Origin of the sequence: Streptomyces sp. NPDC001194, from assembly GCF_042896985.1 — a bacterium.
In the GTDB taxonomy this organism is placed as follows: domain Bacteria; phylum Actinomycetota; class Actinomycetes; order Streptomycetales; family Streptomycetaceae; genus Streptomyces.
The window spans coordinates 382,378-397,293 of sequence record NZ_JBIAXU010000002.1 but is presented as its reverse complement, the minus strand read 5'-3'; the positions used below and the strand labels follow the sequence as shown (position 1 = coordinate 397,293).

11 protein-coding genes are annotated in these 14,916 nt (G+C 73.6%); 8 read left to right on the top strand and 3 right to left on the bottom strand.

Translation table 11 applies throughout. The features are described from left to right. The first annotated feature begins 8 nt into the window (after positions 1 to 8). From ACFY1T_RS06550 to ACFY1T_RS06535, 4 genes are all read left to right on the top strand, one after another. Positions 9 to 545, top strand: a complete 537-nt coding sequence (locus tag ACFY1T_RS06550) for a hypothetical protein (RefSeq protein ID WP_390787226.1) — start codon at positions 9 to 11, stop codon at positions 543 to 545. A 101-nt stretch (positions 546 to 646) separates the two neighbouring features. Then, positions 647 to 2,272, top strand: a complete 1,626-nt coding sequence (locus tag ACFY1T_RS06545; RefSeq protein ID WP_390787225.1) for a multicopper oxidase family protein — start codon at positions 647 to 649, stop codon at positions 2,270 to 2,272. A gap of 110 nt (positions 2,273 to 2,382) precedes the next feature. Beyond that, entirely contained in the window at positions 2,383 to 3,534 is a 1,152-nt protein-coding gene (locus tag ACFY1T_RS06540; RefSeq protein ID WP_390787224.1) for a DUF4190 domain-containing protein, read from the top strand. 144 nt (positions 3,535 to 3,678) lie between these two features. Continuing rightward, positions 3,679 to 5,433, top strand: coding sequence for an NAD+ synthase (locus ACFY1T_RS06535; RefSeq protein WP_390787223.1), 1,755 nt, complete (start codon positions 3,679 to 3,681; stop codon positions 5,431 to 5,433). Between the two features lie 102 nt (positions 5,434 to 5,535). On the opposite strand, the gene ACFY1T_RS06530 is transcribed toward ACFY1T_RS06535, so the two are convergent. Continuing rightward, positions 5,536 to 6,486 carry an endonuclease/exonuclease/phosphatase family protein gene (locus ACFY1T_RS06530; RefSeq protein WP_390787435.1) on the bottom strand — a complete coding sequence of 317 codons (951 nt, stop codon included), beginning with the start codon at positions 6,484 to 6,486 and terminating at the stop codon, positions 5,536 to 5,538. A 440-nt stretch (positions 6,487 to 6,926) separates the two neighbouring features. Between ACFY1T_RS06530 and panB the strand changes: the two genes are divergently transcribed. The 3 genes from panB (at position 6,927) to ACFY1T_RS06515 (ending at position 9,825) form a co-directional block, all read left to right on the top strand. Next, positions 6,927 to 7,787: a 3-methyl-2-oxobutanoate hydroxymethyltransferase gene (gene panB / locus ACFY1T_RS06525; protein WP_030866904.1), complete on the top strand. Its 861-nt coding sequence runs from the start codon at positions 6,927 to 6,929 to the stop codon at positions 7,785 to 7,787. Positions 7,788 to 7,942: 155 nt separating this feature from the next. After that, positions 7,943 to 8,977 carry an ATP-binding cassette domain-containing protein gene (locus tag ACFY1T_RS06520; protein ID WP_390787222.1) on the top strand — a complete coding sequence of 345 codons (1,035 nt, stop codon included), beginning with the start codon at positions 7,943 to 7,945 and terminating at the stop codon, positions 8,975 to 8,977. Continuing rightward, positions 8,974 to 9,825, top strand: coding sequence for an ABC transporter permease (locus ACFY1T_RS06515; RefSeq protein ID WP_030866898.1), 852 nt, complete (start codon positions 8,974 to 8,976; stop codon positions 9,823 to 9,825). Before ACFY1T_RS06520 ends, ACFY1T_RS06515 begins: the two co-directional genes overlap by 4 nt. 60 nt (positions 9,826 to 9,885) lie before the next feature. Here the strand turns inward: ACFY1T_RS06515 and ACFY1T_RS06510 are convergent, their stop codons facing one another. After that, positions 9,886 to 13,467, bottom strand: coding sequence for a BTAD domain-containing putative transcriptional regulator (locus ACFY1T_RS06510; protein ID WP_390787221.1), 3,582 nt, complete (start codon positions 13,465 to 13,467; stop codon positions 9,886 to 9,888). On the opposite strand from ACFY1T_RS06510, the gene ACFY1T_RS06505 reads away from it, so the two are divergent. Then, positions 13,466 to 14,266: a site-2 protease family protein gene (locus tag ACFY1T_RS06505; RefSeq protein ID WP_390787220.1), complete on the top strand. Its 801-nt coding sequence runs from the start codon at positions 13,466 to 13,468 to the stop codon at positions 14,264 to 14,266. The genes ACFY1T_RS06510 and ACFY1T_RS06505 overlap by 2 nt on opposite strands. Before the next feature lie 365 nt (positions 14,267 to 14,631). Here the strand turns inward: ACFY1T_RS06505 and ACFY1T_RS06500 are convergent, their stop codons facing one another. Beyond that, positions 14,632 to 14,823, bottom strand: coding sequence for a hypothetical protein (locus ACFY1T_RS06500; RefSeq protein WP_384715526.1), 192 nt, complete (start codon positions 14,821 to 14,823; stop codon positions 14,632 to 14,634). Positions 14,824 to 14,916: the final 93 nt, after the last annotated feature.

Here is a 14,916-nt window from a genome sequence, read left to right as displayed (position 1 = left end):
TTCCGCCCATGACGCGCCCTGCCCAGCGCACCGCACGGAGAGCCGCCCGGTGGCCCCGGCTGCTGCTGTTCGCTGCGCTGCTCCTGGGCATCGTCACCATGCACACCCTGGGCCATCCGAGTCGGTCCCACACCATGGAGGACGCGGCTCCGGTCGCCGCCGTTGCCCCGGCCGCACGTGCGGCCGGCCACACCGCCGGCCACTCCACCGGCCACACGGCCGCGGGGCGGACCGCAGACCCGGCCGCGTACCCGCCCGCGGGGCGGACCGCGCACCGCGGCCCGGACCTGACGCCGGAGCCGCACGCCCCGGGCGACCGGGCCCCCGCCGCCGACGCACCGCTCCCCGGCTCCGGCATGGACCCCATGTCGGTGTGCCTGGCCGTGCTCGGCGGGCTCACCCTGCTGATCCTGGGCGCCGGACCGGCCGGGCTCCGCGACGCCGCGCCGCTCGGGGGCGCGGCCCGCGCGCCGGGCCGGTCCGGCGGACCCGACCCGCCCTCACCCCGCGAACTCCTCACCCGGCTGGCGGTACTGCGCGTATAGCGGCGGGCCCGCTGCCGCCCCCGCACGCCCGCTCACAGGGCCCGGCGGCGGCAGCAGACGGCGCCCATCCGCTCGTACGACACACGCCACGAGGTGCTTCCGTGCGCTCTCTTCCCCACCACCGCCCCACCCGCCGCGCCGTCCTCGGCGCCACCGCCGCCCTCGCCGGTTCGGGGCTGCTCGCCGCCTGCTCCGACACCGGCTCCGGCCCCGCCGCCGGCACGGACCACGGGTCCATGAACCACGGCGGCCCCTCCCCCGCCGCCTCGCCGGGCGGCTACGTGGACCCCGCCGGGCCCGAGGTGCGGGCCGCCGAGGCCGCCCGCAAGGCCACCGGACCGGTCTCCGAGGTCAAGCTGACCGCCACCGCCACCCCGCTCGACCTCGGCGGCGGGCTCACCGTCCGCTCCTGGGCGTACGGGGACCGGCTGCCCGGGCAGGAGGTCCGGGTCACCGCGGGCGGCACCCTCGCCCTGACCCTGGCCAACAACCTCCCGCAGGCCACCTCCCTGCACTGGCACGGCCTCGCCCTGCGCAACGACATGGACGGGGTCCCGGGCCTGACCCAGCGGGAGATCGCCCCGGGCGGGTCCTTCACGTACCGCTTCGCCGTCCCGCACCCGGGGACGTACTGGTTCCACCCCCACTCGGGGGCTCAGCAGGACCGCGGCCTGTACGCGCCGCTCGTCGTCGAGGACCCGAAGGAGCCCCTCTCCTACGACAAGGAGTGGGTGGTGGTCCTGGACGACTGGGTCGACGGAGTGGACGGCTCCACCCCGGACGCGGTCCTCGCCGAGCTCCGCAAGGGCATGGACACGAGGGCGGGCGGCGGCCACGCGGGCCACGGCGGGGCCGCCGCCCCGCAGACCCCGCCGGCCGGCGGCGCGCCCTCGAGGCTGCTCATGGGCGGGGAGAGCGACGTCCTCGGCAAGGACGCGGGCGACGTGGCCTACCCGTACTACCTGGTCAACGGCCGGACGGCGCAGGACCCCTCGGTCTTCACCGCCAGGCCCGGCGACCGGATCCGGCTGCGGATCGTCAACGCGGGCGGGGACACCGCCTTCCGGATCGCCCTCGGCGGCCACGAACTGACGGTCACCCACACCGACGGCTACCCGGTGGAGCACGCGAAGACCGGCTCCCTGCTGCTCGGCATGGGCGAGCGGTACGACGTACTGGTCACGGCTCAGGACGGGGTGTTCCCGCTGACCGCCCTCGCCGAGGGCAAGGGCGGGGCGGCGTCCGCGCTGGCCCTGCTGCGCACCGGGCCGGGTACCGCGCCCACGGCCGCGACCCGGCCCGCCGAGCTGGCCGGCCGGCCGCTGACGGCCGACGCCCTGCGGGCTGCCGGGCCCGCCGCCCTGGCGGCCCGTACGCCGGACCGCACGATCGGGATCGAACTCACCGGCGGGATGGCCGCGTACGACTGGGCCTTCGACGGCAAGCCGTACACCCCGGACCAGCGGCACCCGGTGAAGGCGGGCGAGCGGGTCCGGCTGGAGTTCAACAACTCCACAACGATGTGGCACCCGCTGCACCTGCACGGGCACACCTTCGCCCTGGGCGGCGGTGCGGGCGGGGCGCGCAAGGACACCGCGCTGATCCTGCCGAAGGGGAAGCTGACGGTGGACTTCGACGCCGACAACCCCGGGCTGTGGATGGTGCATTGCCACAACGTGTACCACGCGGAGGCCGGGATGATGACGGTCCTCGGCTACCGGCGGTAGCTCGTGCCCAAAGGGGTTCGGCCCCGGGCCAAACCCCTTTGGGGCCGTCGGGGGCGCATGGCAGGCTTGGCGATCACCGCGTACACCACCCGTGAGGATTCCCGCCAGGTATGAGCACGCCCCCGAACCAGCCCGACAGCCCCTCCGGTCCGCCGACGGAGCCCACGGGCACGCCCATACCGGAGCCGGCGGCCGAGCCGGCTCAGCCCCTCTCGCTGGAGAAGACCCCGGAGCCGCAAGCCCGGCCCGAGCCGGCCCCGGCACCCGCCGCCGAGGCACAGCCCGCCCCGGCCCCGGCACCCGCGCCGGTGTCCGCACCCGCGCCGCAGCCCGCGCCCGGCGACCCCTTCGCGCCGCCCGCGCCCGGCGGGGCCTTCGCGCCTCCGGCGCCGCTGCCCCCGGCCCCCGCGTTCGGCGCGCCGGTACCGCCCGGACCGCCCGCCGGCCCCTGGGGCGTCAACGCCCCGGGCGCGGCCCCCGGCAACCCGTGGGGCGCCCCCGCCCCGAGCACCACCAACGGCCTGGCCGTCGCCGCCCTCACGCTCGGCATCGCGGCCGTGGTCATCGGCATCATCCCGTTCCTCTTCTGGGCGGGCGGCATCCTCGCCGTGGTCGGCATCGGCATCGGCATCGGCGCCCTCGTCCGCGCCTCCAAGGGCGCCGGCCGCAGGGCGATGGCCGTCACCGGCACGGTCTTGGCCGTGCTCGGCCTCGCCGCCTCGGCCGGAGGCCTCTTCCTCACCGGCTACGTCGTCACGAACGTGGCCGACAAGAAGCTCCGCGAGGGCTGGGAGGTCCCGTCCGACCTCGACGCCGACGTGCCGCCGCTCCCGGCGCCGTCGCCGACCCCCTCGCCCTCCCAGGTGCCCGGCATCACTTCCCCGCTGCCGTTCGGCGAGACGTACACGTACCCGAACGGCATCAAGGTGACCCTCTCGAAGCCGAAGAAGTACGTCACGAAGAACAAGTACTCGACGGTCGAGAACGCGGTGGAGTTCACGCTCACCATCACCAACAACTCCACCGAGACCCACAACGTCATCTACGCGGTGCCCAACGTCCGCGACGACAAGGGCATGACCGCCAAGCTCGCCTTCGACGGCGGCGACGTCCCGAAGATGATCAGGGGCGACATCCTGCCGGGCGAGTCCGCCAGCGGGATCCTGGCGTACGAGGTCCCCGAGGGCACCGAGCAGCTCTCTGCCGACATCTCCCCCGGCATCCGGCTGCCCAGCGCGAAGTTCAGCGGCTCGATCGGCTGACCCGGACGCCGCACACCGGGCGACCCGAGCACCCCGCCCGCCACCCCGAAAGACCGGCGAAAGACCGGCGAAAGGCACGGCGAAAGGCACGGCGAAAGGCACGGTCCCAGGACATCGCGTCAGAAAGACGATTACACTGGGCCCGTGCCTCAACTTCGCCTCGCTCTGAATCAGATCGACTCGCAGGTCGGCAACATCGCCGCCAACGCCGACTCGGTCGTCCACTGGACCCGGCACTCCGCCGAGCAGGGCGCCCACCTCGTGGCGTTCCCGGAGATGATGCTGACCGGGTACCCCGTCGAGGACCTCGCCCTGCGCACCTCCTTCGTCGAGGCCTCCCGCACCGCGCTGCGCGAGCTCGCGGAGCGGCTGGCGGCCGAGGGCTTCGGCGAACTGCCGGTCGTCGTCGGCTACCTCGACCGTACGGAGCAGGCCGCGCCGCGGCTCGGCCGCCCGGCCGGGTCCCCGGAGAACGCCGCCGCCGTGCTGTACGGCGGGAAGGTCGCCCTCCGCTTCGCCAAGCACCACCTCCCCAACTACGGCGTGTTCGACGAGTTCCGCTACTTCGTGCCGGGCGACACCCAGCCGGTCGTCCGGGTGCGCGGCGTCGACGTGGCCCTGGCCATCTGCGAGGACCTCTGGCAGGAGGGCGGCCGCGTCCCGGCCACCCGCTCCGCCGGGGCCGGCCTGCTGATCTCCGTCAACGCCTCCCCGTACGAGCGCAACAAGGACGACCAGCGCCTGGAGCTGGTGCGCAAGCGCGCGCAGGAGGCCGGCTGCACCCTCGCCTACCTGGCGATGATCGGCGGCCAGGACGAGCTGGTCTTCGACGGGGACTCGATCGTCGTCGGCGCCGACGGCGAGGTCATCGCCCGGGCCCCGCAGTTCTCCGAGGGCTGCGTCCTCGTCGACCTCGACCTGCCCGCCGCCCGCGCCGACGCCCCCGAGGGCCTCGTCGACGACGGACTGCGGATCGACCGAGTGGTCCTCTCCGAGGAGCCGGTGGAACCGTACGAGCCCGTGGTCACCGGCGGTTACGCCGACCGCCTCGACGACGACGAGGAGGTCTACGACGCGCTGGTCGTGGGCCTGCGCGCGTACGTCCGGAAGAACGGGTTCCGATCCGTCCTGATCGGGCTCTCCGGCGGCATCGACTCCGCGCTCGTCGCCGCCATCGCCTGCGACGCGATCGGCGCGCAGAACGTGTACGGCATCTCGATGCCCTCGAAGTACTCCTCGGACCACTCCAAGGGCGACGCCCGCGAGCTGGCCGACCGGACGGGCCTGAACTTCCGGACCGTGCCGATCGAGCCGATGTTCGACGCGTACATGGGCTCGCTGGGCCTGACCGGCCTGGCGGAGGAGAACCTCCAGTCCCGGCTGCGCGGCACCATGCTGATGGCGGTCTCCAACCAGGAGGGCCACATCGTGCTGGCCCCCGGCAACAAGTCGGAGCTGGCCGTCGGCTACTCCACCCTGTACGGCGACTCGGTGGGCGCGTACGGCCCGATCAAGGACGTCTACAAGACGGACGTCTTCCGGCTCGCGCGCTACCGCAACCGGGCCGCGGCCGAGCGCGGCGAGACCCCGCCGATCCCGGAGAACTCCATCGTGAAGCCGCCGAGCGCCGAGCTGCGCCCGGGCCAGGTGGACACGGACTCGCTGCCGGACTACCCGGTGCTCGACGCGATCCTGGAGCTGTACGTGGACCGCGACCAGGGCATCGACGCGATCGTCGGAGCCGGCTTCGACCGCGCGCTGGTGGCCAGGACCCTGCGGATGGTGGACACGGCGGAGTACAAGCGCCGCCAGTACCCGCCGGGCACGAAGATCTCCGCGAAGGGCTTCGGCAAGGACCGCCGGCTGCCCATCACGAACGGCTGGCGCGAGCACGCGTAGCCGCGGCCGCCGGGCCGGACGAGGGAAGGGGGCCCCGCCGCCCGGGCGGCGGGGCCCCCTTCCTCACCCGTACGGATGTACGGATGTGCGGATGTACGGGGGCTACGGCTTCACCGTCACCCGCGCGGCGACCGGCAGGTGGTCGCTGCCGGTGCGCGGCAGGGTCCAGGAGGCTTCCGGGGTGATCCCGCGCACCATGATCTGGTCGATCCGGGCCATCGGGAACTGGGCCGGCCAGCTGAACCCGAAGCCGTCGCCCGCCGCGCCCTGCGTGGAACGCATCTGCGAGGTGACGTCGGACAGGGACCGGTCGTTCATGGTTCCGTTGAGGTCGCCGAGCAGGATGACCTTCTTCAGCGGCTCGGCGGCGAGCGCGTTGCCCAGGGCCGCGGCGCTGTTGTCGCGCTGGTTGGCGGTGAAGCCGGCGTTGAGCTTGACGCGCACGGAGGGCAGGTGGGCGGCGAAGACGGCGATCTTGCCGTACGGGCTGTCCACGGTGGTGCGCATGGCGCGGGTCCAGCCCATCTTGATGTCGACGGGCGTGCTGGAGCTCAGCGGGTACTTGCTCCACACGCCGACCGTGCCCTCGACGGAGTGGTACTTGTACACGCCCGCGAGGGCCTGTTCGTAGACGGGGACGACACTGCCCTTGAGCTCGGTCAGGGCCAGCACGTCGGCGCCGGACCGGGCGATCTGGGCGGCGGTGCCGTGCGGGTCGGGGTTGTCGGCGTCGACGTTGTGGGTGGTGACCACCAGGTTGCCGCCGGAGCCGGACTTGTCGAGGACCAGGCTGCCGAAGAGGTTGACCCACACGACGGCCGTCAGCAGTATCGCGATCAGCGCGGTGGCCGACTTGCGCATGACGGCGGCGGCGAGCAGGAGCGGCACGGCCAGCCCCAGCCAGGGCAGGAAGGTCTCGGTGAGGCTGCCGAGGTTGCCCACGTCGTTCGGCAGCTCGGCGTGGAAGATCATGATCAGCGAGATCAGGGCGGCCAGGGCCGCGGTGACGATCCCGCGCCGCCAGATGCCCCGGTCCCGGCTCAGCCCGGCCATTCGGCGCCGGAGGCGGGATCGGGAGGGCTCGGGCTCCGAGCCGCCGTTCCCCGTCTCCGTCATGTACGCCTGTGCCATGCCACTGCCCTCGCTGCCGTGCTTGCGCTCCGTCCCCGCACCTTGACCCTAGGCGATCGACGAAGCCTTCCGTGCCGTTGTTCCGGCCGTACGTCCGGGAGGACGAACGGCCGTGTGGCCGAGGTTCCGCTTGTCACGAAACGCGCACATTGGCTCCGGCGCGCGCCGAATCGCCGGGGAGGGGACCATGAGAGGGCCAAGAGGGGGCCATGAGGGTGCAGGGGGTGCCCCTCGCGCGCGGCAGGAGTGTGACGCACGGGTCCTCCCACCACTTTCCCCACGGCCCCGGCAGGTGCCACCATGGTGGGTGAGTCCGGGGACGCCGTAAGGGCGCCTCGAGATGACATCAAGGAGCAGTTGCAATGACGCATGCCGTTTCGCCTGCCCGCGAAGCCGCCTCCCCCACCCTGTACGGAGGCACGGGCACCCGGCGGATCACCGTCCGCGACCTCACCCTCGCCAAGGAGCGCGGCGAGAAGTGGCCCATGCTCACCGCCTACGACGCGATGACCGCGTCCGTCTTCGACGAGGCCGGCATCCCGGTCATCCTCGTCGGCGACTCCATGGGCAACTGTCACCTCGGCTACGAGAACACCGTCCCCGTGACGATGGACGAGATGACCATGCTGTCGGCCGCCGTCGTACGGGGCACCGGCCGGGCCCTGGTCGTCGGCGACCTGCCCTTCGGCTCGTACCAGGAAGGCGCCGTGCAGGCGCTGCGCAGTGCCACCCGCCTCGTGAAGGAGGCCGGCGTCGGAGCCGTGAAGCTGGAGGGCGGCGAGCGTTCGCTGCACCAGACCGAGATGATCGTGCAGTCCGGCATCCCCGTCATGTCCCACCTGGGCCTGACCCCGCAGTCCGTGAACGCCATGGGCTACCGGGTGCAGGGACGCGGCGACGAGGCCGCCCACCAGCTGCTGCGCGACGCCAAGGCGGCGCAGGACGCGGGCGCGTTCGCGGTGGTGCTGGAGCTGGTCCCGGCCGAGCTGGCCGCCGAGGTCACCCGGTCCCTGCACATCCCGACGGTCGGCATCGGGGCCGGCGCGGAGTGCGACGCGCAGGTACTGGTGTGGACCGACATGATGGGTCTGACCGGCGGGAAGATGCCGAAGTTCGTGAAGCAGTACGCGAACCTGCGCGCGACGATGGGCGACGCGGCGAAGGCCTTCGCCGAGGACGTGGTCGGCGGAACGTTCCCGCAGGCCGAGCACAGCTTCCACTGATCGCGCAGCCCCGTACCGGAAGCCCGCCGACGCCCCGTCGGCGGGCTTCCGGCTTCCGGTCGGCTGCCGGTCCGCAAGCCGGTCGTCCGCCGGTCGTCTCCCTGTCGGTCGTCTGTCGGTCCGCTGTCGGTGCGTTGTCGGTGGCGGATGGTCCCATGGTGGACATGACGCGAAACGACAAGAATCCCGTGCACGGCTCGCACGCCGTCGAGGTACGGGGGCTGGTCAAGCACTACGGCGAGACCAAGGCCCTGGACGGGGTCGACCTGGACGTCCGCGAGGGCACGGTCCTCGGTGTCCTCGGCCCCAACGGCGCGGGCAAGACCACCCTGGTGCGCTGCCTCTCCACCCTGATCGTCCCGGACGCCGGGACCGCGACCGTCGCCGGCTACGACGTGGTCCGCCAGCCGCGGCAGCTGCGCCGGACCATAGGCCTCACCGGCCAGTACGCCTCGGTCGACGAGAAGCTCTCCGGCTGGGAGAACCTCTACATGATCGGCCGGCTGCTCGACCTGTCCCGCAAGGACGCCCGGTCGCGCGCCGACGAGCTGCTGGAGCGCTTCTCGCTCACCGACGCCGCCAAGAAGGCCGCGATGAACTACTCGGGCGGCATGCGCCGCCGGCTCGACCTGGCCGCCTCGATGATCGGCCGCCCGGCCGTGCTCTACCTGGACGAGCCGACCACCGGCCTCGACCCCCGCACCCGCAACGAGGTGTGGGACGAGGTGCAGCGGATGGTCGCCGAGGGGGCCACCGTCCTGCTCACCACGCAGTACATGGAGGAGGCCGAGCAGCTCGCGAACGAGCTGACGGTCATCGACAAGGGCAAGGTCATCGCCAACGGCAAGGTCGACGAGCTGAAGGCCCGCGTCGGCGGCCGCACCCTGCGGATCCGCCCCGTCGACTCCTCCGACCTGCCGGGCATGGCCCGTTCGCTGGCCGAGACCGGACTGGACGGGGTCGCCGGCTCGCAGGCCGTCCCGGACGAGGGCGTGCTGCTCGTCCCGATCCTGAGCGACGAGCAGCTGACCGCCGTGGTCGGTCTGCTGGCCGCCCGCGGGTACGCGATCGCCGACCTCGGCACCTACCTGCCCAGCCTCGACGAGGTGTTCCTGGCCATCACGGGCCAGCGCCCCACCCCCGTCGAGGACTCCGTTCCCACCGAGAAGACCGAGGAGGTCGCGGCATGAGCACCGTAACCACGACGAAGCCCGCTCCCACCGCGTCCGGTCCGGCTCCGGTGGACGGCCGCTCCGGCGAGGGCCGGATCGGCCTGCGGGCCAATCTGCGGCACATCGGCGCCCTCGTGCGCCGCAACGCCCTGCAGATCAAGCAGGACCCCGAGTCGATGTTCGACGTCCTGTTCATGCCGATCATCTTCACGCTGCTGTTCGTGTTCGTCTTCGGCGGCGCGATCTCCGGCAAGGGCCAGCAGGAGGCGTACGTCAACTACGTCGTCCCCGGCCTGATGGCCATGATGGGCATGAACATCGCGATGGGTGTCGGCACCGGCGTCAACGACGACTTCAAGAAGGGCGTGATGGACCGGTTCCGGTCCATGCCGATCGCCCGGTCCTCCGTCCTGATCGCCAAGATCGTCGTCGAGCTCGGCCGGATGATGGTCGCCATCGCGATCCTGCTGACCGTGGGCTTCATGCTCGGCCTGTCGATCAAGACCTCGGTGTTCGACCTGCTGCTGTCCATCGGCCTGTCGGCGGTCTTCGGCGCCTCGCTGATGTGGATCTTCATCCTGCTCGGCCTCACCATGAAGACCGCGCAGGCCGTCCAGGGCATGGCGATGCTGGTCCTGATGCCGCTCCAGTTCGGCAGCTCGATCTTCGCCCCGCCGTCGACCATGCCCGGCTGGCTGCAGTCCTTCACGGACTACAACCCGCTGTCCAACCTGGCCGACGCGGCCCGCGGCCTGATCAACGGGGGCGCCGTCGCCCACCCGGTGACGGTGACCCTGATCTGGTCGGTGGCCATCACGGCGGTCACCATGCCGCTGGCGGTCCGCAAGTTCCGCCAGAAGACCTGATCCGGTCCGGTCGGTCCGTTCCGGATCGCGTCCCGGACGGGCCCCGTACGGGGGACCGGGTCAGATGAGGGCGGTGGCCTCCTCCAGGGTGAGGCCGCCGCCTTCGGCGTACGCCGAGGCGTACGCGGCCCCGCCGAGCGCGGCCCGCGTCAGCTCCTCGGCGCGGGCCGCGTCCTCGCGTTCCGTGCTGACCGGGAAGTGCTGGGCCGGCAGGTGCGCCCGGTACGCGCCGAGCAGCCGCGCGGCGTCGTACGCGTGCCTCCCGCCGCCCAGGCTGACGTGCGAGACGGCCGCCGTCAGCAGGTACACGGCGGGCATCTGCGGGGCGACCATGAGGGCGAGGGGGTCCCGGGCGGTGTCCATGGCCTTGCGGAGCTGGGCGAGGGCGTCCGCGTACTCGCCGTCCTGGTTGTCCAGCCAGGCCATCGTGCCGAGCAGGAAGCCGTCGAAGATGGCGAAGGCGCCGAGCGCGAACTCCTCGCGCAGCAGCCGGAGCTGGCGGCGGGCCTCGGGGATGCGGCCGGTGCGGCCGTAGACGCCCGCGAGGAACATCCGGGCGGCCGGCATGGCCTCGTTGCCGTGGGTGAGGGGGGTGCCCACGATCTCGGTGAGGATCTCCTCGGCCCGGGCCGTCTCGCCGCTCTCGACGAGGGTCCCGGCCATCCGCACCCGCAGGACCGTGACCTGGGACAGGGCGCCGAGCCGCTCGGCGTGCTCGATCGCGGCCCGGAAGTCCTCGCCTGCCGCCGCGAACTCGCCGCGCTTCTCCCGGGATTCGGCGCGCGCGGAGAGCGCCTCGGCGCAGCCCCAGTCGTCGCCCAGCGACTCGAAGATGGCATGGCTCTCGTCGGCGTCGCGGGCCGCGTCCCCGGACCAGGCCGCCCGGTTGGCCAGCACGTTGGCCCGTACCTGGAGGGCGGAGGCCAGCTCCCAGCGGTAGTCGAGCTCCCGGCAGGTTTCCACGGAGGCGTCGAGGACCTGCTGGAGCAGGGGCGCGTCCCCCGCGATCATCACGGCGTAGATCCACAGACCTCCGGGGATCCGGCAGGTCTGCGGCAGCCCGGGACGGTAGGCGGCGACGATCCCCTCGATCCGGTCCCGGATCTCCGGCGCGTTCCAGCTCTCGTTGGTCTGGTCGCGGGAGGCGAGCTGGATCAGCCGGATGCCGCGCCAGGCTTCGGTGAGCAGCTCCCCGCCGTACGGCGGGGGCGTGTCGGTGAGTTCCGCGTACACCGGCTCGGCGGGGGTGACGGGCTCGCGGAAGGGGTCGGGGACGAGTGCGCAGGCGGCGTCGGACCAGTGCCGGGACTCGGCGCGCAGGTCGTGCATCTGCCAGTACCAGGCGAGGGAGTGGACGAGGCAGAGCACCTCGTCGGTGTCGCGTACGGCGACGGCGCGGCGCAGCGCGGTACGGAGGTTCTCGTACTCGGTGGCGAGCCGCCCGGTGGCCTCGCGCTGGCGGCGGCCGCGCAGCAGCGGCGAGGTGGTGCGCGCGAGTTCGCGGTAGTACGTGAGGTGGCGGCGTTCGGTGGCCTCGCGGTCCCCGGCGGCCTCGGCGAGGCGCTCGGCGGCGTACTCGGCGACGGTCTCCAGGAGGCGGTAGCGCATGCCGGCGCCGTCGGGGCCCGGCGCGGCGACGACGAGGGACTTGTCGACGAGGGAGCCGAGGAGGCCGAGGGTGTCGGGGTCGGCGCACACGGCTTCGGCGGCGGCCACGTCGCAGCCGCCGGCGAAGACGGAGAGGCGGCGCAGGACGGCGCGTTCCGGTGCGTCGAGCAGGTCCCAGGACCAGTCGACGACGGCGCGCAGGGTCTGCTGGCGGGGCAGTACGGTGCGGGCGCCGCCGGTCAGGAGCCGGAAGCGGTCGTCGAGCCGGTCGGCGATCTGGCGCGGGGTGAGCAGCCGCAGCCGGGCCGCGGCCAGCTCGATGGCGAGCGGCAGGCCGTCGAGGCGGCGGCAGATCTCGGCGGCGGCCCCGGGGTCGTCGTCGGTGGTGAACCCGGGCCGGGCGGCGGCCCCGCGCTCGGCCAGCAGCCGGAGCGCGACGGGGTCCGGCAGCGGCTCCACCGGCCGCAGGAACTCCCCCGGCACGCCGAGGGGTTCGCGGCTGGTGGCCAGGATCCGGACGCCGGGGCAGCGGGCGAGGAGCTCCTCGGCGAGCTCGGCGGCGGCGCCGATGACGTGCTCGCAGTTGTCCAGGATCAGCAGCATCCGCCGCCGGGCACAGTGTTCCGCGAGCCGCTCCAGGGGCTGGTCCCCGGAGCGTTCGGTCAGTGCCCGCAGCTCCTCGGCGGCGCCGCCGCGCAGCTTGGTCTCGCGTGCGCCGAGCGCGCTGAGGGCGGCCTCGGCGACGGCCTCGGCGACGTCCTCGGGGGCGTCGGGCCCGTCCGGGCCGTCGATGGGCGCCAGCTCCACGAACCACACCCCGTCGGGCCAGTCCTGGGGGGCGTGCTCGGCGGCCTCCTGGGACAGCCTCGTCTTCCCGGCACCGCCGGGCCCGAGCAGCGTGACGAGCCGCGCCCGCGCGAGGTCCTCCCCGATGACCCGGATGTCCCCCTCGCGCCCCACGAAGCTGGTCAGGCGCGTCCGCAGGTTCCCCGGCCGCGCGGCCCCGGCCCCGCCCGCCGGCGGTGCACCACCCGGCGCCCCGGCGGGGCCGGGCTGCGACGGGCCGGGCTGCGACGGGCCGGGCTGCGACGGGCCGGGGGCCGGCTTCGGGTCCGGGCGCACGGCACCGGGCGCCCCGGCCGGACCCGAAGCCGGCCCGCCGGGGGCGGAGGGCGGGGGCTCCGCGGCGCCGCCGTACCCGCCCGCCGCGGCCGGGGCCGGCCGCGCGGGCGCGGGCGGTGGTTCGGGGGGCGGGGCGAGGAGTTGGGCGTGGAGGGTGCGCAGGGCCGGTCCCGGGCTCGTGCCCAGGCGGGCGGCCAGGTCCCGCCGGACGGCTTCGTAGGCGGCCAGGGCCTCCGCAGGGCGGCCCGTGTCGCGCAGGGCCCGGATCCGCAGCACCTGGAACGGCTCGTCCAGCGGGCGCTCCCCGCACAGGACGGTCAGCTCCGGCAGCGCCCGCTCGGCCTCGCCCAGCGCGAGGGCCGCGGCGAGCCGGCCCCGGCGCGCGTCCAGACGCAGGGCCTCCCAGCGGGCGGACTCGCCCGCCGCGTCCGGCAGATCGGCCAGCGCAGGGCCGCGCCACAGCGCCAGCGCCTCCTCGTACAGCGCCGCCGCCTCGGCCGGGTGCTGGGCCGTCGCGCCGGCCCGGGCGAGCCGCTCGAAGCGGTACAGGTCGACGTCTTCGCCCGCCGCGGCGAGCAGGTACCCGCCCTCCACCGAGCGCACCGCCCCGTGCCCCAGCGCCCTGCGCAGCCGGCCCACCAGCGCCTGGAGCGCGGCCGGTGCGTCCGCCGGCCGGTCTCCGTCCCACACCTGCTGCACCAGCAGGTGCACCGGTACGGCCCGCCCCGGGCGCAGCGCGAGCGCGGTCAGCAGCGCCCTCAGGCGCGCTCCGCCGACGGCGACGGGGCTCCCGTCGTCGCGGCTGGCCTGGGCAATGCCGAGAATCGCGTAGCGCACCGGCCCATTGTCGCTGGCCCGGGGCCCGACCCCGTACTCCTTTTGGCTCCCTGCCCGAGGTAGGTTTCGCCGCATGGGTCATCAGGGCGGCCGCGGCGAGCGGCAGATCAGTTCCGTATTCCTCGGCATCTTCGCCGTCATGGCGGTCACCGGCTGGGCCGTGTGGACGGGGTACTCGACAAGCACCGGGCTCGCCGTGTTCCTCTTCGTCACCTCGGCCTGGATCGTCTCCCTCTGCCTGCACGAGTACGCGCACGCCCGCACCGCCCTGCACAGCGGCGACCTCTCGGTCGGGGCCAAGGGCTACCTGACGCTGAACCCGCTGAAGTACACGCACGCGCTGCTGAGCATCGTCCTCCCGGTGATCTTCGTGATCATGGGCGGCCTCGGCCTCCCGGGCGGCGCGGTCTACATCGAGCGCGACCGCATCCAGGGCCGCTGGAAGCACAGCCTCATCTCCGCGGCGGGCCCGCTGACCAACGTGGCCTTCGCCGTCGTCTGCACGGCGCCGTTCTGGCTGAACGCCCTCGACGGGGTCCCGATGGCGTTCCGCTTCGCGCTCGCCTTCCTCGCGTTGCTCCAGGTCTCGGCGGCGATCTTGAACTTCCTTCCGGTTCCGGGCCTGGACGGCTACGGCATCATCGAGCCCTGGCTCTCGTACCGGATCCGCCGCGAGGTCGCGCCGCTGGCCCCGTTCGGCCTCATCGCGGTCTTCGCCCTCCTCTGGATCCCGGAGGTCAACGGGTACTTCTTCGACGTGGTCCGCAACCTGCTGTCCGCCCTGGGCGTGTCCGACCTGGAGACCTTCTGCGGCCGCGACCTCTACCGCTTCTGGCAGGACACGAACGGCTTCTGCGCGGTCCCGCAGGGCTGACCCGGAGGCCGTCGGGACCGGCGGGGAGCCCCGTACGCCGGCCGGCGTGGGGCGGCAGCAGTACGAAGCGCTGCCCGGGCGCGGCGCGGGATCCGGCCGACGTGGGCCGGGTCCGGACCGTCCCCGACCGGAACCTGCGGCGCCGCCAGGGGTGTCTTGTCGATCAGGCCGCGAGCCCGGCGTGAGCGACTAGGGCGTGTCCGCAAAGTCCCGCCTGCCCCGCGACGCCCGGCACGCGCTCTCGGCGCACCGGGCGAAATCCCGAGTACGTCCAGTACAAGCGCTTCCGCCCGGCACACCGAGAGCACGCACCGGACGCCGCGCGACCACCCTCCGGGCGGACGGCGCTACTTTGCGGACACCCCCTAGGAGGTGCGCGCGGAGCCGGCGGCCTTCTCGGCCTTCGCCTTGCGCAGGTAGAACCAGGCCATGTTCGACGTGAGGCCGGCCAGCAGCACCCAGATGATCCCCAGGAAGCTGCCCTCCACGAAGGCGACCACGGCCGCGGCCACGGACAGGACGCAGACGACGATGGCGAACACGGCAAGGCGGGGCATGGGGCACAGCTCCTCGGCGACACCGAACGGGGTAGAGCCCCACCAGTGTCCCCCATGCCCCGCAGTGCTCCCGTAAAGGCGTCCCCTGCGCCC